Here is a 19,368-nt window from a genome sequence, read left to right as displayed (position 1 = left end):
CTATAGCAGAAATTAGGAGGGGACCATAATGAATTGGAAACAGACAGCACTAGGATTACTGGGAGCAGTCGCTCTTGTGTCAGCAACAGCATGTGAGGGCACAGCGGAGCGGGTAGAGAATGAAGCAAACGGGAAAACAGGCACGGATATTACCGTGAAGGAAAATTTCAATCCATCGGTGTACCAGAGTTTCAAGCTCGAGAAAATTGATAAGTTGCCTAATATGCGCGGTGTGGCCTGGCTGAGTGATGAATGGATTGTAACGAACAAACGCAACACGTCGATGAAACCCGTCATGGCTGAAGATGAGGAGAGACACCCTAATAACTTATATATGTATGATCTGGCCAAAGGGACCGATACACCACTCAAAGAGAGTGAGGTTAACTTGAGCTCTCCGCTCGTTTCCCAAGATGGTCAGTATCTGTTCTACCGGGAGTCGCAGGAAACGACGGGCAAAGGTTTCTTTCTGAATCTGGACAATGGGGAAACGGTGAGTGCAGGCAATGAAGAAGGTTTTATTTTTGAGGGCACATGGCTGGATAACGAACATGTGGTCTTTCCGAACATGAAGGGCGATCTTATTTCAGCGAACGTGGATGGTACTACCGAAGTATTGGTCGAAACCGGCAACTTCAACGTACGGAGTGTTAAGGCTTCTGGGAATATGATCTATTATACTACCGGCGAAGACGGACAATTGAATGCCTATGATACAACTACAGGAAATGTGAAGCAGGTCCTGAAAAGCGTTGAGTGGGTCATTCCGTCCAATGATCGAACAAGGCTGGCCATTGTGAAAAAAACAGCGGATACCAAACGGGCGCTGGTGCTCACCGATCTGGAAGGCAATGAGAAGGCCACGCTCGCCAGAGGCACGCAGATCTTCGGCACAAGCTGGTCGGGTGATGATTCCAAGATTGCGTATACAATCAATTCCGAGAATGATAATGAAAAAGGGCTGTTCGTTTCCAATACGGAGTCCGCGGAACAATTCCAGATCTCGGCCGATATGGACAACATCTCCGATTCACTCGCCTGGAGCCCGGAAGGCAATAAGATTCTGTTATCGCAGGCGATATTGGAGAATGAATCGTATCACTTTGTAACCTCGGTCATTACGATCTCGGAATAAAACAATCAGAAAAGCCTGTTCCCGGAAGGAACAGGCTTTTAGATATACACACTAATTTTTTGCGTTCAACAGTAGTTTGACCGCTTCTGCACGCGTGGTTTTATCACTTGGAGCAAAGGTGTTGAGCCCTTTACCGTGCAGCATCCCGGCTTTTTGCATGCCAGCGACAGCTGCTTTGGCCCAAAGCGGAATCTGTGCATCGTCTGCAAAGGTTGAGCTTGTGCCAGTTAGCGCTTTTAATTGAAGCGTACCGGCTACCAGGACAGCCATCTCAGCACGAGTTATAGCATCATTGGGGCGGAAAGCTCCCTTGGTATCTCCCTGAATAAACCCTGCTTGCACGGCACGAGCGACAGCAGACTCTGCCCAAGTTCCTATTTTTGCATGATCGGTAAAAGTTATTGCCGCTTCAGTGTATTCTGTTTTCAGTGTATTCATTAGCATCACCGTAAATTCTGCACGCGTAACGGATGCATTAGGCTTGAAGGACCCATCGGAAAATCCACTCACGATACCTTCACGAACGGCTTCCTGAATGAAATCCTCTGCCCAGTGCCTGTCAACATCGCTAAATGCAATCTCTGCTGGCGCCTTGGGTTGTTCAACCGCAAAAACAGCAAATTTGGTGAAATGGTCTACGTCTACGTTGACTTGATTGTCATGAATTGATGCTTCTCCCGCAGAGATCCACAACTTGTTTTGTTCATCAAAGTAGAATACTTCAGCACGGTGATTGGTTGGCAAGCTTGATGTATCAAATGTCAGATTCAAGGTTACGTATTTATTGAAATTATGTTGAACATTCTTAAGTAACTCATATACCGGGCTGATCAGTTTAGTCTGATTAGTTAGCAAGTCCGAAGAATCTGTAATCTGGTCAATCGTGATCGTCATTTCTTGATTAGTTGCTCCAGCTGGGATGGTTACAGTAATGCCATCGCCTAAACTCACTTGCCCAGCCTGCCCTGCAGCAAGTGTTAAACGTCCATTCGTGGACGAATGGGTTATGGTATTAGGCGGCGAAGGGGTACTGCTCGACCCGTTGTTATTCTGGTTACCAGAGCCTCCGCCGCTACTGTTACCATCATTACCACCTGATGGTGGCGTGGAATTAACACTCCATTTGGCATATAAGATCAGATCGGCTGTAATCTCTGTTTGAGCAAAGTTGAATGGAGTCTTCAACTCGGGGTCTGCATACCAGCCTGCAAACGTATAGCCGGAACGGCTTGGCGAAGCAGGAGCTGAAAGTTTCTGACCGTATTCAACAGCTGCATCGGATACTGCTGATCCTCCAAGTGTATTGAACGTTACCTTGTATGTGTTTGGTGCCCATTTTGCATACAATGTGGTGTCCTGGACAATCGATCTAGTATTCAGGTCAAATGGCGTACTCCATTCAGGCTCAGTATACCAGCCAGCGAAAGTGTGTCCTGCTTTGATTGGATCATCAGGAGCTGCCGCCAACTCAGCATACGTGACTGTCTGATCAGGAACGACTGACCCACCATTAGTTTCGAAGTTAACGGTATAGGAGTTGACCGTCCATTTCGCATATAAAGTGATATCAGAGGTCACGGTGGTAGTCTCGAAATCAAAAGCCTGACTCAATCCTGAATCGGTAAACCATCCAGCAAAGGTGTGTCCAGCTTTAGTTGGATTTGCTGAAACAATAACCTTGTCACCGTAAGACACTGTTTGTTCAGTTACCTCAGAACCGCCATTACTGTTATACGTCAGAGTCCGTGGCGCATAAAAGCTGAAATGGATTGTTGTCGTATTGCCTGCCGCATCGGTAACGACCAGCACATGTTCACCTTCAACATTGAACGTCTCCCCGCTGAGGAATGGAGAACCATCAAGGGTGGCTGTCCCCTCATTAAAGGTGATGGTCGGGCTTGCATCGTATATTCCATCATTGATGACGCCCGTTACAACAGGAGGGACCGTATCAATGGAAAAGTGGACTGTTGTACTGCCAATGTGGTTGGTTACCACCAATGTGTAATCTCCATCTTCTGTAACCGGAGTGCCGCTAGTGAATGCAGAACCATTCAGGAGTGCTGTACCGCTATTAAATGTAGGCGTGACCGTTTGATTATATATACCCTCGTCTGTTACCCCGCTGACGATCGGCGCCAAGTCCTGCTCAACTGTTATGGTAACTAACGCAGGATTACTCGTACCCCATGGATTGGTGGCTGTATATTGAAAATGGTCTGTTCCTACAAAATCAGTATTTGGATTGTACATGAATGAACCATTAGGATGAATTACCATTGTTCCATTCATCGGCAGAGTATCTAAGGAGACGGTAGAAGCATTAATGTCGTTGGCCATCAATCCTGGCGATGATACCGTTAGAGCCGTGTTTTGGCTGGTTGTATAAGTGTCTGCTATTGCAATGGGCGGAGTACCACCTCCGAAGGTAGGGAATATGCCTGTTTTGACAACATAATACACCAATACAGATGGTGTGTTGTTCAGATTAGGTACGTTAAAACTCACCGGGGCATTACCCCCATACCTGTTGCCCAAAAGGCTGTATAAGGCCTGATTTTGGCTGCTGGGCAGTGATGATCCATCTGCAAGTATCCAGTGTGCAGGCGAGAGATTAACCAGCATGGGAATGATTTCACCTGTATACTCGCCTCCCGTACCACCAGTCTCGGCACGGTCCGTCGAGTCCGTAAATACAGCGTAATGCATGATGTCGCCTTTGATTTTAGGTAATGTAGGTAATTGGAAGGTTTCCGTCCCATTTCCACCGAAGGTTGTGCCAATCATATTGAAAAGTTCAGTGTAATCAGAGATGTTGAGAGACTGCCCCTCTACACGTAACCACCCCTGAGGTGTAAAGTAGTAAGGAAACAGGCGAACCTCACCAAGTACAGCATTTTTGGTAACATCGTAGTCCTCATTACGGGGTGGAAAGGTTCCAGTGATAGCTATGTAATATCCCAGTCCCTCGGGTGAAACATCTGTGAGGTCAGGTAATGCAAAGGTTGTTTTTCCATCTCCGCCATAATTATTGCCTAGTAATGAAAACAGAGCTGTGTTCTGCTCCCATGGAAGTGTTCGTCCATCCGCTAGCATCCAGTTGTCGGGAGCGGCGTTGTAAGGGAATAACTGAATTTCCCCAATGAAGGGTACTTTTGCGGCGGCATGAGCCCGTTGTACCAACCCTAACGTATTCCATAGACCGCTGAATCCGATCAGGAATACCAACCAGATAATGCTCACTTTCTTGACCAATGTTAAATTCACAAATTCATCTCCATTTTCCTTTAGATATGTACACGTTAAGCTTATTCTCCTCCACTATATTTTCTAATTCATAGTGGTAAGCCATATAATGATGAGCATAGTTTAATGGATATGAAAGCAAAAATGAATATGATTTTAGTTCAAATTCGAAATATTTTTTTGGATTATCCAGAGACAAATCATTTATGGTTGAAATGTTCCATAACTTTCATCCCTTTCTATACATTTATATTGACTAAGCTATTCCGCTTCCGATAAACTAGAATGCAGGAATAAAAGTCGAATGTCAGGCAGCAGTTCGAGACGATGTTTCGGGCGGCTGTTTATTTTCTTTTTAACAGTAAGGGTGCAACGTAGTCGTCATGCCGGATGACCCGGCTAATAACAACATGGAATAGGAACAGGTGATATACATGTGTAACAGCGCGTACCGCGTGCTTTTATATTATAAGTTCGTGAAGATTGAAGATCCCGAGACGTTTACACAAGAGCATCTGCAATACTGTAAGGACCTGGGTGTGAAAGGCCGTATTCTGATCGCATCTGAAGGCATTAACGGCACCGTATCCGGAACGCCTGAACAGACAGAGCAGTACGTGAAAGACATGCATGCCAACCCGCTTTTCAGCGACATGGTGTTCAAGATTGATGATGTGGAAGAGCATGCGTTCAAAAAGATCTTTGTTCGTCACAAAGCAGAGCTGGTTACGTTCCGCGTGGACGAAGATCTTGATCCGAATGTGATTAGCGGCAAACGCCTTTCACCGAAAGAGTTCCATGAACATCTGCAACGTGATGACGTCATCGTTATCGATGGTCGCAATGACTACGAATACGAAATCGGTCATTTCCGCGGGGCCATTCGTCCAGATGTCGAGTCGTTCCGTGAGTTTCCGGAGTGGATTCGGGAGAACCTGGGTGACATGAAGGACAAAACGATCATTACCTACTGCACTGGCGGCATTCGCTGCGAGAAGCTGACCGGGTTCATGATCAATGAAGGATTCCAGGACGTGGCTCAACTGGACGGTGGTATTGTCACGTACGGTAAAGATCCGGAAGTACAAGGCCATCTGTTCGATGGCAAGTGTTACGTGTTTGACGAGCGGATCTCTGTACCGATTAACCGGACAGAAGAAGATATCGTCATTGCCAGCTGTTATCACTGTGGAACGACACATGACCGATATATTAATTGTCCAACCTGCAACCTGCAGCATGTAAGCTGTGAGGATTGCGAAGAGACGCATAACCGCTTTTGCTCGGATGCTTGCCGGGAGGCAGCACCGGTACACGCATAAGCAGGAGAGCAGGTGCTGATCGTGAAGCGCGAAGAGGAACGAACGACGCGTGAACGGATTTTGTTCATGCTGAAGCAGCAAGGCACAATGACTGCGAGGGAAATGACCGCTGAGCTCGGTCTGACCGGCATGGCCATTCGTCGTCATCTGACGGCATTGGAGCAGGACGGCTGGATTGAAGTTGGGGAAGCCCGGGCTACGGCTGGACGTCCGTCCTCGGTGTACCATCTAACGGTACGCGGGGACAGCTATTTTCCAAAATCATACTCGTCCCTGACGCTGGAACTGCTTGAAGAATTGTCGGACTCAGCCGGGAGCGGTGTGGTGGATACGTTGTTCGAGAGTCGCCGGGACAAGCTGCTTCGCAGCGGATTGCCACAGATGGAGGGCCAGGATCTGGCCGGACGGGTGGAGGAACTCGCGCGTATTCAGAATGCCAACGGATATATGGCGGATGCGTCAAGAGAAGAAGATGGAACCTACGTTATTACGGAAATGAACTGCCCAATTGTGCAAGTCGCGAGTGTCTACAAGCAGGCTTGCCGCTGTGAACTGGAACTGTTCCGCTCGTTGCTTCAAGCCGAGGTGGAGCGTACCGAATGTTACGCCGATGGCGGCAAAAGGTGCAAGTATGAGATTCGCGAAGCGTCGGGGAATTAATTGAATAAGACAAGAGAGACTGTTTCGATTCGTCGAAATAGTCTCTTTTTTTGAATAAAAATGACGTAAAGGTGGGGTGCTTCTTTGCCGTTATGTAATGTTTTCTATCACAATCATACGATGAAACTAAATTGGAAGCGGTTCAACCATTGACGGAAATCGGGACGCACCTTAATATTAGGGAAACAATATTACAGCAACACAGGTCATGGACTTCAGTCGCATGAGGAAAGTCTATATTTGTCTGCTTTTGTCGATCAAAGCAACAATGCGTTGAAGCGTTCGTTTTGTCCCGCCCTATCGTGCCAATGGAATGGCGATAAGGTAAGGGTAACTACATTTTATAAGATGGAGAGGGGTTCTCACACATGAAAAAGAAATTCTGGATGTCACTGATGATGGTTGCTTCAATGATCGTTGCGGCAGGTTGCGGAAATAACAGCGGTACAGGTTCGGAATCCGAAGGATCGGAGACTACAACAGGTGGAGGCAGCGAGGAAAAATCATACCAGATTGCCATCTCGCAAATTGTTGAACATCCATCTCTGGATGCTACACGTGAAGGATTCATCGCAGCCCTGAAGGAGGCAGGCATTGAAGAGAACAAGAACCTCAAAATCGATTACAATAACGCGCAAGGTGATTCGACGAACAACCTGTCCATTGCACAGAAAATCTCGGGTGATTCCAAAAACGATCTTGTACTCGGCATCGCAACACCATCTGCACTGGCGCTGGCTCAACAAGTGAAGGAAAAGCCATTGCTGTTCGCAGCGGTAACAGACCCACTGGGTGCCAAACTGGTGACTGATATGGACAAGCCGGGCGGCAACGTTACAGGTGCATCGGACACGAATCCGGAGGCCATCGTGCAATTGGCTGACTTTATCGCCAAAAATCTGCCGGATGTGAAAACGGTAGGTTTGGTCATTAATGAAGGTGAACCGAATGCGGTGGTTATGGCAAGTAACGCAGAAAAAGCACTGGCAACACATAATATCAAGCTGGTGAAAGCACCAGTTACGAATACATCTGAAGTAAAACAGGCAACGGATTCTCTCGTTGGCAAAGTGGATGCGTTCTACATCACGCTCGATAACTCTGTCGTGAGTGCGGTTGACACCATTATCCAAACGGCGAACAGCAACAAAATTCCGTTCTTCTCCAGTGACCGGGATACCGTTGAAAAAGGAGCTTTCGCAACCGTTGGCTTCAAATACTATGACCACGGATACCAGGTTGGTGAGATGGCCGCGGACATTCTGAAGAATGGTACGAAACCGGGTGACATGAAAGTCACCGTTCCGGACAAACTGGATCTGATCCTGAACCTGAAAGCGGCTGAAGCCCAAGGCATCACGGTTACGGATGAGATGAAGGCGGAAGTGCAAGACCAGGACAACAACATTATTCAATAGAGAGTTATGGATTGATTCAATAATTGGACCGGATCGTAATCCGGCAGTATGGATGCGAGGCGGACGTGCAACGGGTTCGCCTCATTCTTTTCGATAGACAGGGAGGAAGTAGCGTGAGTATAAGCTGGAATTCAATTGAAGGGGCAATCGAGCTGGGGCTTCTATACGCACTGATGGCACTTGGTGTATATATTACGTTCCGCATACTCGATTTTCCTGACCTTACCGTAGACGGAAGTTTTACAACAGGAGGCGCAATCGCGGCGGTTATGATATCCAATGACTTCTCTCCTTGGCTCGCTTGTTTGGCGGCAATGGCTGGAGGCATGGTGGCTGGGGCATGTACAGGTCTGCTTCATACCAAAGGCAAAATTAACGGATTGTTATCCGGTATTTTGATGATGATCGCGCTCTACTCCATTAACATGCGTATCCTTGGCGCACCGAATAAATCCATTATGGGCATGGATAATCCATTCTCGGGTGAACATGTCATGGTGCTAATTATCATCGTAGTGCTGGTATTTAAAATCATGCTCGATCTGTTCATGAAAACAGATATTGGACTTGCGCTCCGCGCGACAGGTGATAACAAACGCATGATTCGCAGCTTTGGTGCAAATACGGATGTGACTACGATTGTAGGTGTCAGCTTATCCAATGGTTTGGTTGCCTTGTCTGGTGCATTCATCGCACAGCAATCCGGCTTTGCAGACATCACGATGGGCATCGGTATGATCGTCATCGGTCTGGCTTCGGTGATTATCGGTGAGGCCATTCTTGGAGCAAGAACAGTATTCTGGGCCACACTTGCAGCAATCGTTGGTTCGATCATATACCGGATTGTGGTCGCGCTTGCCCTTCAAGTGGAATGGTTCGATACATCTGATCTGAAGCTGATCACCGCTGTGATCGTCATTATCGCGCTTGTATTCCCAACGATGCAGCGCTCCATGAAGCAGCGAAGTCTGGCTCGCAGGCGAACGGAAGAGTTGATGCGATCCGGGGGCCAACAGGCGAAGGGAGGTATGTGATCATGCTGGAGATTACGCAAGTAACCAAGCTGTTCAACCCAGGTACAACAGATGAGAAGACCGCGCTGGTTGGTGTGAATCTTACGATGAATCCGGGAGACTTTGTGACGGTGATTGGCAGTAACGGAGCCGGAAAATCCACGCTGATGAACATCATCTCGGGTGTGATGAAGCCGGATATGGGTGATGTACTGATCAATGACCGTTCGATTAAAAACTTGCCGGAGCATAAGCGCAGCAGTTGGATTGGCCGGGTGTTTCAGGACCCGATGGCAGGAACAGCACCGCATATGTCCATTGAAGAGAATATGGCGATGGCATACAAACGTGGTAAAGGACGCGGACTGGGCTTCGGCGTGACCCGTGCCAGACGCGAGATTTTCAACACGCAACTGGAGAAGCTGGGAATCGGACTGGAAAAGCGGCCTAACGCGAAAGTCGGTCTCTTGTCAGGCGGGGAGCGGCAGGCACTCAGTCTGCTGATGGCGACGTTTACCCAGCCGCAGATTCTGCTGCTGGATGAGCATACGGCAGCTCTTGATCCTTCACGTGCCGAACTGATCACGGAACTGACAGAGACACTGGTGCGTGAGATGAGATTGACTACATTGATGGTGACGCACAATATGGAGCAGGCGATTCGCCTGGGTAACCGTTTGATCATGATGGACAAAGGCCGGATTATTCTGGACGTCAGCGAAGAGCGTAAACGTACGTTGACGGTACCGGAACTACTGGGCGAATTCGAACGTATTAGCGGCAAAAAAATGGCAGACGATCGTGTCGTGCTGGGCTAAGATAAGGTAATAACTTGTTCGAAGAACAGATATACGTGATGTACAATCTAAACCATCTACACGACAGAAACCTTTTGCGTTCTCGCAAAGGGTTTTTGTGGTATGTTGAACACACGATGAGAAGAATACATAGGAGGAACCAGACATGTCTTTGCAATTGGATGAGGGGACATATACGGTAACACGGCGAACGGAATCCATTCGTCTGCTGGCGAAGGAATTTGCACTTTTTCGTTTTTTGTATGAAAACAAGGATAAAGCCTTCACTCGCAGTCAATTACTGGACCGGGTATGGCCGCTGGAATATCCGGTTGAACGCACCGTGGATGATCATATCTATCGTCTGCGTAAGAAACTGAAACGCTGGGACGAGATCAGTCTGGATACGGTACGGGGATACGGTTATCGGCTTGCTGTGCAGGAGAATAAGTCCGCTCTACCCGCTAGCCCTTCTGCTCAGAACCCAGAAATGCAGGAAGCCATCCACGGATTACTTCGTAAATATCACTTGTTTGGACAGGGAAACGCCATACAGACCCTGGTTCAACAGCAGGAAGCACTCGGCATTCAGATTGTCCCTTATTATCAGTTGTATATCCGTTTTATACAGGGAGATCTGGCATGGTTGATTACAACGAAAGAAGTTGCTTTCGAAGAACGCTTGTACTGGTTATTAATCTATGTTCACTCGCTAATTGAACCATCCGTAAGCTTACCTATGTATGAGCAGGCATTGAGTTCATCTGCATTGTCTGCCGATCAGCTTCGGGAACTCCGCATTTTGAACATAATCGAAGTCTATGTAGAGGTAGGCCAATATCAAAGGGCCAAAGCACAGCTGGAAGAAACGTATCGTGTAATAGAGACAGACGAGCTCAAGAATTTCAGACTGCCTGTAGCACTTGCAGCGTTGTATGTGGAACTGTGGGGTGGCAGCAGCGAAGCTGTTGAGGCTCAGATGGCAGTAATGCGAGCAGGGTTGAAGGATGCACCCTATCTGCGAGAGATCGGACGTTTTCAGGTGATGGAAGGATTATGGTTACTTCGGCAGGGACGGATTCGTGAGGCAGAGTTAAGAATGGATGACGGTCTGGATGTATTGAAAATGTCGCTGAACGCACCGCTATATCTGAATGCTGCATATCAGATTCTCCTATTCCTGGGTCATCACCGAATTGAAGGCAGACTTCGCAGCAAATATCGTCAAATGTATGCAGAGATCGGTAAAAGTTACGGTGTTCCCACCTATGGACAACAAATTGTAGATAAGGTACGCCACTTTTTGTCTTCTGTATCCCCACCCTCTGATCTTCCTCTGATATAACTCCCTTATGATTACAGCCAAGGAACATACAGACCACAAACGGCTGTAATCAAGGGAGGAAGTACATGTATGACCGTCATTTTAAATGAGTCCACATCCAATGTATCAACCGAATTACCAGATCCATCTGCTGAACCCTCCAGAAGCCTATGGACCAACCTCCGGTTTGTCCGCATGTTTATCGCATACTCTCTGGCTACGTTTGGAGACTGGTTCGATACACTCGCCATCCAGGTGATGGTGGCCTACCGTTGGGGTGCAGACCCGCTGATCATTGCGCTTATTCCAGTATGTATGGCTGTCCCGGGCATATTGCTGGGCTCCGTTGCAGGTGCATTGGCTGATCGACTTCATAAAGTGAGGATCATGATGCTGTGTGATGTGATTACGGTTGCCCTGACCATTGCCATTTTGTTTGCGCCAAGCCCGTTATGGTTGCTTCCACTTCTCGCCTTGCGGGCCATGATGAATGTATTCCATGTTCCAGCCCAGCAGGCCTTAACGCGTCAGGTGGTGGCAGAAGAGCATCTGTTCCAGGCATCTTCCCTGAACGGTTTTGTGAGCCAGTGCTCGAAAGTGGCGGGACCACTTCTGGGCGCAGTCATTTTGGCCTTTTTCTCACCACAGATCTGTGTTGTCATTAATGCCTGTACCCGTCTGTTGTCGGGGGCCGTGTTGTGGCCTTTGCGGCGGTTGACGGAGAAATCGGAGCCTGTTGAACCAGACGGAAGTGTTGATGGTACAGAGGGTGCATCGGAATCTTTGTTCACCCAGTGGCAGCAAGGTTGGCAGTTTATACGGAGCAGCCGTGTCGTACTGAGCACGATGTTGTTTGGCTGTTTTGGACTCATGGCCATTCTCATGATCGATTATCAGTTTACGACCCTGTTCCGGGAGATCAAGCCGGGTAATGAATCGCTGCTAGGTTGGTTGGGTTCATCGGCAGGTGCCGGAGCGGTGGTCATCATTCTATTATTAAATCGGCTTCCGAGAATGGGATATGGTTGGGGACTCGGTGGAGGATATCTTTTCGTGGGTGCCGGAATCGCTGCATTGGGATGGATCAGCCCAGATACACCCGAAATTTGGGTCATCATCTGGGGCCTCTGTATCGGGATAGGGAATGGACTCTTTATGGTGACACTGAATTATTTACTGCAAAAAGAAACCCCTCCTGCCTATGTAGGACGTGTCTTTGGTATTCAAAATTCACTGTCCAGTGTGGTACTCGTGATTGCTCCACTCGCTGGCGGTGCCCTGATTCGTGCCACAGGGCCGAGTCCGACCTTTCAATATATCGGTCTCGTTACATTGGTAATCGGCCTGGCCGGCATACTGCTGCAGCGTGTCTTGTGGGAGGTGAAGCAACCTCCCATGTCTGAAGCCAAAGAGATCATTCCGCAGGAATTGGCCTGACAGCCTTGACCTGATCCATAACATCATTGTATCTACAGTCAGACAAACAGCCGCTTCCGGTAGACACCGAAGGCGGCTGTTTGCTGTGCTGGAATGTTGTACATTGCGCAATCACACCTCCCGTCAGGAAAAAAATTGGAAGTTGAAGCCATTAGTCCTCCAACTGAAAGTGAACCGCTAACAGTCAGATTGATAGCATCATTGGATAGAAAAGGACCTGCTGCAAGCCCTGCCGCCTCGTGGCGTGCTGACGTTGCCACAGCGCCTTCCTCCTGCGGAACATGCGCTATGCGGCATGCCGGACGGCGCACAGCAGCCCCATGCGGACGAAGTGCCCGCCCCGGAGCGGGCGGTTCACGCGCTCCTTTCCACTCTGCACTTAACTCAAAGCAACCCAACCAGTCTCAACCCTTGCATATCACAGCCCGGAAACAGCGAATCGGCGTGCCGTACATGTCTGACCAGATGGCGTCGTCCGGCTCTTCCACATTCAGCTTATCTTCAATGGTTAGTCCGGTAACGGCCATGATCGTCTCCAGTAGATCAGGGCGCATCTCCGGCACATCGAAGGTGGCGATCAATTGTCCGTCCGGCTTCAGCACCCGGGCGAATTCACGAAAAGCCCGCAGCATCGTGCCCGTATCCAGATGTTCCAAGACGGAGATACAGAACACCCGATCAAACTTACCAGACTCATACGGAAGCTGGGCCAGATTGGCCTGCGCACGATGTAACCTGACGAGAGCCGATTCCGGCAGATCCTGAGCGGCCTGCTCGCCAAAATCCGCAGCAATATCCAGTCGGATTGCCTCTTCAGACAAAATACGTTCATCCCAGTCGCAGGCGTGAACCTCACGGCAGTGTTCTGCAAGCCAGAATTTGAACGGGTGGGAGATGCCGCAGGCTGCATCAAGAACGACATCGTTCGGGCGTGCAAAACGCCGGGCCCATTCATATTCATAAGGACGGCTCCACCATGCCGGATGCAGGGGGAAGACCAGTGTGTCCGTTTTAGGGTCACTTTGCCGAATGTATCTTGATTCCATGAATTCCGTTGCCTTGGGCGTATCCATCATCCCCGTATTCCCTCCTTCAATCCTGTCTCTGCCAAAAAAGATTCCAACACCATGCTCCACCGGCTCCGCCACTTGGAAAGATCATAGGACAGTGCGGTCTCGCGCGCGTAGATCCCGAGTCGTTCACGCTCGGCTCGATCCTGTACGAGACGTACCAGTGCTGCAGTCAATTCCTGCTCGCCAGGAGGCACTAGCAGCCCATTAAACCCGTCTTGAATCAGATCATTCAATCCGCCAACATTGGACGCAATCACCGGAAGTCCGCAGCTCATCGCTTCCAGACAGGCATAGGAGGTTCCTTCCGAGAAAACCGTTGGAATCACAGCGATATCTGCCTGATGGTAGGCCTCCCGAATATCCCGAAAATCATACGTGCGCTGGTTAATTCGCTCTGCATGTGGATGAGTCCGATGCCAATAACGAAAGGCTCTTCCGACCGTACTGCCTTCGACCAGCTCCCCTGCAAATTCAATCTCTAGATCGGGAAAGGCCCCAAGTAGCTTATCTGCTGCCAGCATCATCGGAATAATGCCCCGCTCCATGCTGATGCGGCGCGGATATATAATGCGAAGGGGACGGGCTGAGGTCACACGAGCATCCACAGCTTTCTTTTCAACCTGATCCTCTCGGTCGCTATCTCTCTTATGCTTACCACTGTCCGCTCCATCACCAATCGTTTTACCCTTGCCTTTCACATCTTTTAATCCTGATATAACTGCATCAGCATTCTCCTCATGACTCTCCAGATCGGTCTTCCAGGCGGCAAGCCATTCGTCTTCGCGTTCCTGCTCCAAGGTGCGCGTTGGCGGGGCTGGTGTGAAATAGGATGTATCCACTGCATTGGGAATCAGGACAACCTGTCTTGGATCGGTATAGGTGCATGCGGCCCGGCAAAAGGTCTGGAAATGGGAATCCACAGACACAATGCGTACAAGTCCATCCAGAGCCAGCTGAATATGTTCTGCTATTTGCTGTTTGGTCTCCAGTGGCAGTCCGGGACGATCCCAGTTAATGCCGTGGCAGATGCCAAGACTTCCGGGTTTATAGGTGATGGGTTGCCACAGACAACTGGCGTAGATCACAGGTCCGCGCGCTGCGGCTGCCATCCGGTCGAAGGCTTCGGGTACATCGTTCATGTCGTAGGCATAGCCGAATACATCGATCTGCTCCGTCCGGGTCTGAAACGCTTCAAAATAGGAGAGCTGATGAACCTCGGGAATGTGCCCGAGTCCACGAATGACACTGCACAGATCCAGAATGTAGCGCTCCAGTCCACCGCCAAATACCCGGCCAAATTCCCGATTGTACCCATCGGTGAAGCTATGGGTCAGAATACTCACCACGCCCATCTCACTGTCCCTCCTTCCAGGGAAGCAGCCGAGGTTCCGGATCAAGGATCGACTCGTAATGTGCAAGATTACCCCACTCACCGCTCGGATCAATACGTTTGTAGCGCAAATATTTACGAACCCGATCCTCCAGGCTGCCGGCCCAGCCGAGATGCTGAACCTTCAGTTCCGTGCTGACCCCAGGTAATACGGTGCAAGACAAGGGAAGACGGGGAACGTGATGATTCTGTTGTGGATAAAAATAAGGATATCCAGGCATATACCGTACAAGTGAAGCGGTATGCCGTTTGTGCAGACACCAAAGGTCATCTTCCCGGTAGTGGGTCCGGCCGCCCCACATATCATAGAAACGGAATGCAAACCAGTCCGCATACTCCTGATTAATCAGAGCGCGTATGGCTTTCTTGGCCTCTGAACTGTATAACTCATCCGCGTCAACCGAGAGCAACCAGTCGGGACAAGTGCCCACCGCTGCTTGCCACAAGGTGTTGCGAAGTCGCCATTCTTCGGCGAACAACGGTTTCTCCAGCACCTCCAGACGAACCACCTTCGGATAGGCTTTGCATAGATCCGGGGTTCCGTCTGTGCTGGCATCGTCCACAATGACGATCTCGTCTACGAACTCACTCAGATCATGCAGTACTTCTTCAAGGTATCGGCCGCGTTCATTGCGAACCTGGAGCATGGCGGTGAGCTTGTTGCCTTTGCTTTTGCGAACCCGACGAATGGAGAAAGGCTCTTTGAATACGCTCGTTTCCTCGTTTATATCAGCAGTATCCTGATCGAACTGACCTTGTGCGTCAGTCCACAGATGCACTTGGCTTCGGGAGCCTTGTGATTGTTGCGCATGATCCGGCGTGTGATCACCATTTTCCAATGAGTCTGTATGTGTCCGATCCACTGTTTCTGTTGGTGTATACGCCGTTTCGGTTCGGATATCGCTGTGCACCATCGGCCCATTCACCTGTTGTCTACGCTTCTTCGGGTCCAGCATCATGGCACCTCCCCAAGCAATTGCTGCACAGCATGATCTAACAGCTCCAGCTCGACAATCCGGGCCAACGCATCTTCATCCTCCAGTGCCGTCTCAAGGAAATGTCGGACTGCCCCGTGTCGTTCCCCTCGCAGTGCCAGCGCACTTCCGGATAATTGCTGATAATCCCGACGACTGGCATCATCCTGAATATCGACTGCATGCACCAGAGCCAGTGCCTCTTCCACACGTCCAGTCTCCTGGTAGATGCGGAATTTCCAATGTCTCGCGGTTTCTCCGCCAAGTTCGTCCAGGATACGCAGGGCGTTTCCGTAATCATCGTTCATACGTAGCAATTCTGCTCGCACAAGTTGATCTTCTCCCGCCTCAAACCAGCGACATAGCTGTTCATAATGATACCGTTCCTGTTCGTCGCCTGCACTGATTCCGTATACCAGCAGGGCATCCTCCAACTTTCCGGCCCGGGCATGAATGGCAGACAGGAATCGATAATGAGAGACTACACAATCACTGCAACCGTTCATAACCGCGTGGGTGAAGGCCTCCTGAAGTGATGTGGTGGCTCGTGGATCCTCAAGCAGATACTCATAAGCTGCCAATAAAAAGGATATTGTCTCATGGGCCCCTGCCTTGGCCCGGAGCTGGCGGTAGAAGTCGGCACGTACACTGCATTGAAGCAGGGTGACGCTATCCAGCGTTCCGGACAGGATCTGCCGCAGCGCATGCAGGAAGAACAGTTCGTAGTCCCGAAGAGGGACTTCAAGATCATCCTTTTGCATCGTACCCGCGGGTGAAGGGTCTTCGCCGCCCAGCCAGATAGCGCGTACGCCTTGGAATAGCAGCTTCATGTAACGTGTTTCGGAGGATGTACCCGCCAGATCGGCGATGCCGACCAGTTTGGAAATACTGCTCTCCCACAGCGGAGATTCTGCTTCATTTCCAGCAGGCTCAGGGAGCAGGGCGATACAGAGCTCGGGCTCCAGCGAAGCTGTAGCCATTAGCCAGTAGGGATGGGTGACCACTGCTACGGTGCGAGGTTCCAACAGTAGTTGTTCGGCTTCAGGGAGGGAGATGACGGTGATGGCCGCAGGTACATCCTCTGTCTGCTTCAGGCTGCTGACATAATAGACATCTCCCTCGATCGACAGCAGCGCAGCAATATCGGGATAGGGAAAGGAGGACCAGCCCCCTTTGCGAGGGAAGAGAATATACCGGACAGGCGACTGGGCTGTACTGTCCTCAATCGGGCTGGATTCGGGATCTACCCCTGGTAATGGCGCAGGTTTTTCCATGACTGCTTCACCTCACCTTGACTGTATTATGGTGTATCATTCTCTCTGCATGTGCTTCATGCTTTCACTTCATATGTAAAGCCCTCACGGCACTTCGCATGATATGCCTGAGACTAACATATGGGCATTCCGTACCAAACATGAGTATCTTCCATGAATAGATGAAGTGGGCAAGCTGTTCCTGATTAACTTTGCCGTCGGGGTAGTCACAGGTATTTTGCAAAGGTTCCAGTTGGGCATGAACTGGTTAGAAAACTCCCGGCTAGACAGTCCAAACGACATAATGAGTTCGCACGGTAGCTGCCTTCGGTAGAATATCATGGGAGCATAACAAAGAGACGAGCCAAGAAATCTTGAGCTCGTCCCTTTTCCTATTCGATATGACCGCTTTCGTTGCGGATAATTACATTTTACATTTCTACTAACATTAAAATAATGGAGGAAAGGCAAAGACAAGTGCTGACGAGATAGAGCACAGCAACAACCTGTTTGTGATTCAATCCTGCACGCAGCAGCCGATAATGGGCTTGACTTGCATCGGCCTGGTAGATCGCTTTGCCTTGAATGAAGCGTTTGATAACAACAAAGATGTTGTCGAAGATCGGTACACCCAGCGCCAGAATCGGAATGAAAATGGACAACATGGTTGCTTGTTTGAATGCACCATCCAGAGCAATAACAGCCAGAATGAAACCGAGGAACGTAGCACCTGCATCGCCCATGAACACTTTGGCAGGAGCTTTGTTGTACTTCAGATAACCGATCGTCACACCGACCAGAATGATCGACATGAGTGCGGAATCACTTTGACCTTTGGCTAGGGCCACGATGAACAGGGTAATAGCCGAGATGGCTGATAGTCCGCCAGCCAGTCCGTCCATGCCGTCCGAGAAGTTGATGACTGTTGTCACCCCGAAGATCCACAGGATCGTGAGAATGAATTGCAGCCAGATCGGGAGCATGACATATTCCGCGTTGAAGGGATTCACGAATCCGGTGAATGCAATGCCCGAAGCAAATACGAGAACTGCCGCAGAGACCTGTACGAGCATCTTGGGCAGGGCAGGAAAATCTTTGCCTTTTGTTTTGTACCAGTCGTCGACGGTACCAATCGTTAGCAGAAGCATACCGCCAGCAACTAAAGCGGCCGTTTCCCATGTGATTTCTTTCGTAAGAGCAATGTATGTCAGGAAAAATCCAGTAAATATCGCGTAACTCGCCGTGAGCGGGATAGGTTGCCTGTGCAGCTTACGCTCCACATCTTCCCGGGGCTTGTCCACAAAATCGAGCCGGTGAGCCAATCGACCAAGCGGCGGAATAAGCAGAACCACGACAGCAAAAGACACTATAAAAGCCAGTATGTATACCATAAACTCGCTTGTTTCACTCCCATCTACCAATTTCCCCTTATTATACGAGTTAAACAGGAAATCTGTCGATGTCATTATTGTAACCAGACGCACGTCAAGGTGAGCAAAAATCGGATTCTATTGCTTTTGAGGAAGATAGTTGCCGAAGTAACGGAGGGCTGTTTCTATATGATATCCATCATTGCCTTGCCAAGTTGCTGCAAAGACGAAATCACCGGAGCCACCCTTGCCTTTTCTCGGTTTATCTCCAGGGACCAGTATACCGGCTGCGGCCCAAATTTCCAGCAGGGCATCCCGCTCCTGTTTGCTGGAAGGGAAGAGATCCTTCCACTTTTTCTCCAGTGAACGTGCACTGTCCTTGGGATCTTCTGTCTGTGCTGCTTCAAGAAGATTTACAAGGATAGCCTGATCTTCAGGTGTCACTTCATAGTTTGTATCCTTGTCCTGTAGCAGTAATTCCAGATCCATCAGGCAGTAGAGTAACCAACCATGACGCACGCCACCCCACTTAATCCGTTCAAAATTCAGGACGTTCAAGTCGACGTTGGAATATTCCTTGTCTGACTGCAAACGCAGGAAATTGCAATCCCCACAGGCACTGGTGTTAGCGTGAAGGGCAGGGCGTTCCGCGTAGGTGTGCAAAGGCATATTCGATGTTAAAGCCCAGCTCGATAATGCGCTGCGCAGGTGAACTTTTTTGGTGGACAGACTATGTAGAAAGGCCGAAATCACGCGTTCCTTGAAGGAGTCATCCTGGTGCATGGCGTACAGACGCTGGATAATCTCATCATGCGTGATCGTGAGTGGGTCGAACATAACGCCTTTGCTTTTGGCATACTCAAATTCATCTCCAGAAAAGGGTGCGGAAGTTGTTTTCCAACCGCCGCCTCCCCAGAACGTGCTCAGCAGTATCTTTGCGGCTTTTTTGTCCATAT

General features: G+C 49.5%; 16 protein-coding genes and 1 pseudogene. 9 read left to right on the top strand and 8 right to left on the bottom strand.

Annotation, left to right across the window (positions count from 1 at the left end; genetic code table 11):
- The first annotated feature begins 28 nt into the window (after positions 1–28).
- On the top strand, positions 29–1,135 hold the full coding sequence (locus M1D71_RS27790) for a TolB family protein (RefSeq protein ID WP_458124498.1): 1,107 nt from the start codon (positions 29–31) through the stop codon (positions 1,133–1,135).
- 51 nt (positions 1,136–1,186) lie between these two features.
- Here the strand turns inward: M1D71_RS27790 and M1D71_RS27785 are convergent, their stop codons facing one another.
- Complete coding sequence (locus M1D71_RS27785; RefSeq protein ID WP_458124497.1) at positions 1,187–4,402, bottom strand: InlB B-repeat-containing protein; 3,216 nt, start codon at positions 4,400–4,402, stop codon at positions 1,187–1,189.
- 413 nt (positions 4,403–4,815) lie between these two features.
- On the opposite strand from M1D71_RS27785, the gene trhO reads away from it, so the two are divergent.
- The 7 genes from trhO (at position 4,816) to M1D71_RS27750 (ending at position 12,352) form a co-directional block, all read left to right on the top strand.
- Complete coding sequence (trhO, locus tag M1D71_RS27780; RefSeq protein WP_458124496.1) at positions 4,816–5,703, top strand: oxygen-dependent tRNA uridine(34) hydroxylase TrhO; 888 nt, start codon at positions 4,816–4,818, stop codon at positions 5,701–5,703.
- A 12-nt stretch (positions 5,704–5,715) separates the two neighbouring features.
- A complete protein-coding gene (locus M1D71_RS27775) occupies positions 5,716–6,363 on the top strand; it encodes a helix-turn-helix transcriptional regulator (RefSeq protein ID WP_145324748.1) in 648 nt (215 codons plus the stop codon).
- A gap of 368 nt (positions 6,364–6,731) precedes the next feature.
- A complete protein-coding gene (locus M1D71_RS27770; protein WP_458124495.1) occupies positions 6,732–7,781 on the top strand; it encodes an ABC transporter substrate-binding protein in 1,050 nt (349 codons plus the stop codon).
- Between the two features lie 173 nt (positions 7,782–7,954).
- On the top strand, positions 7,955–8,815 hold the full coding sequence (locus tag M1D71_RS27765) for an ABC transporter permease (protein WP_440131299.1): 861 nt from the start codon (positions 7,955–7,957) through the stop codon (positions 8,813–8,815).
- A gap of 2 nt (positions 8,816–8,817) precedes the next feature.
- Positions 8,818–9,612 carry an ABC transporter ATP-binding protein gene (locus M1D71_RS27760; RefSeq protein ID WP_036606660.1) on the top strand — a complete coding sequence of 265 codons (795 nt, stop codon included), beginning with the start codon at positions 8,818–8,820 and terminating at the stop codon, positions 9,610–9,612.
- Positions 9,613–9,757: 145 nt separating this feature from the next.
- Positions 9,758–10,936, top strand: coding sequence for a winged helix-turn-helix domain-containing protein (locus M1D71_RS27755; protein ID WP_458124494.1), 1,179 nt, complete (start codon positions 9,758–9,760; stop codon positions 10,934–10,936).
- Between the two features lie 69 nt (positions 10,937–11,005).
- Entirely contained in the window at positions 11,006–12,352 is a 1,347-nt protein-coding gene (locus tag M1D71_RS27750) for an MFS transporter (protein WP_458124493.1), read from the top strand.
- A gap of 38 nt (positions 12,353–12,390) precedes the next feature.
- Here M1D71_RS27750 and M1D71_RS27745 read toward each other — a convergent pair whose 3' ends face one another.
- The 5 genes from M1D71_RS27745 to M1D71_RS27725 are packed head-to-tail and all read right to left on the bottom strand — an operon-like array spanning position 12,391 to position 17,063.
- On the bottom strand, positions 12,391–12,750 hold the full coding sequence (locus tag M1D71_RS27745) for a hypothetical protein (protein WP_458124492.1): 360 nt from the start codon (positions 12,748–12,750) through the stop codon (positions 12,391–12,393).
- A 6-nt stretch (positions 12,751–12,756) separates the two neighbouring features.
- Positions 12,757–13,428, bottom strand: a complete 672-nt coding sequence (locus M1D71_RS27740; protein ID WP_458124491.1) for a class I SAM-dependent methyltransferase — start codon at positions 13,426–13,428, stop codon at positions 12,757–12,759.
- Positions 13,425–14,777: a glycosyltransferase family 4 protein gene (locus tag M1D71_RS27735; RefSeq protein WP_458124490.1), complete on the bottom strand. Its 1,353-nt coding sequence runs from the start codon at positions 14,775–14,777 to the stop codon at positions 13,425–13,427. Before M1D71_RS27735 ends, M1D71_RS27740 begins: the two co-directional genes overlap by 4 nt.
- Before the next feature lies 1 nt (position 14,778).
- Positions 14,779–15,774 carry a glycosyltransferase gene (locus tag M1D71_RS27730; RefSeq protein WP_458124489.1) on the bottom strand — a complete coding sequence of 332 codons (996 nt, stop codon included), beginning with the start codon at positions 15,772–15,774 and terminating at the stop codon, positions 14,779–14,781.
- Positions 15,771–17,063, bottom strand: coding sequence for a tetratricopeptide repeat protein (locus M1D71_RS27725; protein ID WP_458124488.1), 1,293 nt, complete (start codon positions 17,061–17,063; stop codon positions 15,771–15,773). The genes M1D71_RS27730 and M1D71_RS27725 overlap by 4 nt, the downstream gene beginning before the upstream one ends.
- A gap of 169 nt (positions 17,064–17,232) precedes the next feature.
- On the opposite strand from M1D71_RS27725, the pseudogene M1D71_RS27720 reads away from it, so the two are divergent.
- Positions 17,233–17,325 (top strand): annotated as a pseudogene (locus M1D71_RS27720) (cytochrome ubiquinol oxidase subunit I); the annotation flags it as partial.
- A 148-nt stretch (positions 17,326–17,473) separates the two neighbouring features.
- Here M1D71_RS27720 and M1D71_RS27715 read toward each other — a convergent pair.
- Entirely contained in the window at positions 17,474–18,433 is a 960-nt protein-coding gene (locus M1D71_RS27715; protein WP_145325010.1) for an MraY family glycosyltransferase, read from the bottom strand.
- Between the two features lie 117 nt (positions 18,434–18,550).
- Entirely contained in the window at positions 18,551–19,366 is an 816-nt protein-coding gene (locus M1D71_RS27710; protein WP_458124487.1) for a hypothetical protein, read from the bottom strand.
- Positions 19,367–19,368 lie beyond the last annotated feature (2 nt).

The organism is Paenibacillus sp. Z3-2, from assembly GCF_054161325.1.
The sequence above is the reverse complement of the archived record's forward strand: the minus strand, read 5'-3'. Positions and strand labels throughout refer to the sequence as shown.

Bases quoted from the DNA above. Each gene is read 5' to 3' on its own strand.
- M1D71_RS27790 (WP_458124498.1), top strand. From the start codon at position 29: ATGAATTGGAAACAGACAGCACTAGGATTACTGGGAGCAGTCGCTCTT.
- trhO (WP_458124496.1), top strand. From the start codon at position 4,816: ATGTGTAACAGCGCGTACCGCGTGCTTTTATATTATAAGTTCGTGAAG.
- M1D71_RS27770 (WP_458124495.1), top strand. From the start codon at position 6,732: ATGAAAAAGAAATTCTGGATGTCACTGATGATGGTTGCTTCAATGATC.
- M1D71_RS27765 (WP_440131299.1), top strand. From the start codon at position 7,955: ATGGCACTTGGTGTATATATTACGTTCCGCATACTCGATTTTCCTGAC.
- M1D71_RS27760 (WP_036606660.1), top strand. From the start codon at position 8,818: ATGCTGGAGATTACGCAAGTAACCAAGCTGTTCAACCCAGGTACAACA.
- M1D71_RS27755 (WP_458124494.1), top strand. From the start codon at position 9,758: ATGTCTTTGCAATTGGATGAGGGGACATATACGGTAACACGGCGAACG.
- M1D71_RS27750 (WP_458124493.1), top strand. From the start codon at position 11,006: ATGACCGTCATTTTAAATGAGTCCACATCCAATGTATCAACCGAATTA.
- M1D71_RS27740 (WP_458124491.1), bottom strand. From the start codon at position 13,428: ATGATGGATACGCCCAAGGCAACGGAATTCATGGAATCAAGATACATT.
- M1D71_RS27735 (WP_458124490.1), bottom strand. From the start codon at position 14,777: ATGGGCGTGGTGAGTATTCTGACCCATAGCTTCACCGATGGGTACAAT.
- M1D71_RS27730 (WP_458124489.1), bottom strand. From the start codon at position 15,774: ATGATGCTGGACCCGAAGAAGCGTAGACAACAGGTGAATGGGCCGATG.
- M1D71_RS27725 (WP_458124488.1), bottom strand. From the start codon at position 17,063: ATGGAAAAACCTGCGCCATTACCAGGGGTAGATCCCGAATCCAGCCCG.
- M1D71_RS27715 (WP_145325010.1), bottom strand. From the start codon at position 18,433: ATGGTATACATACTGGCTTTTATAGTGTCTTTTGCTGTCGTGGTTCTG.
- M1D71_RS27710 (WP_458124487.1), bottom strand. From the start codon at position 19,366: ATGGACAAAAAAGCCGCAAAGATACTGCTGAGCACGTTCTGGGGAGGC.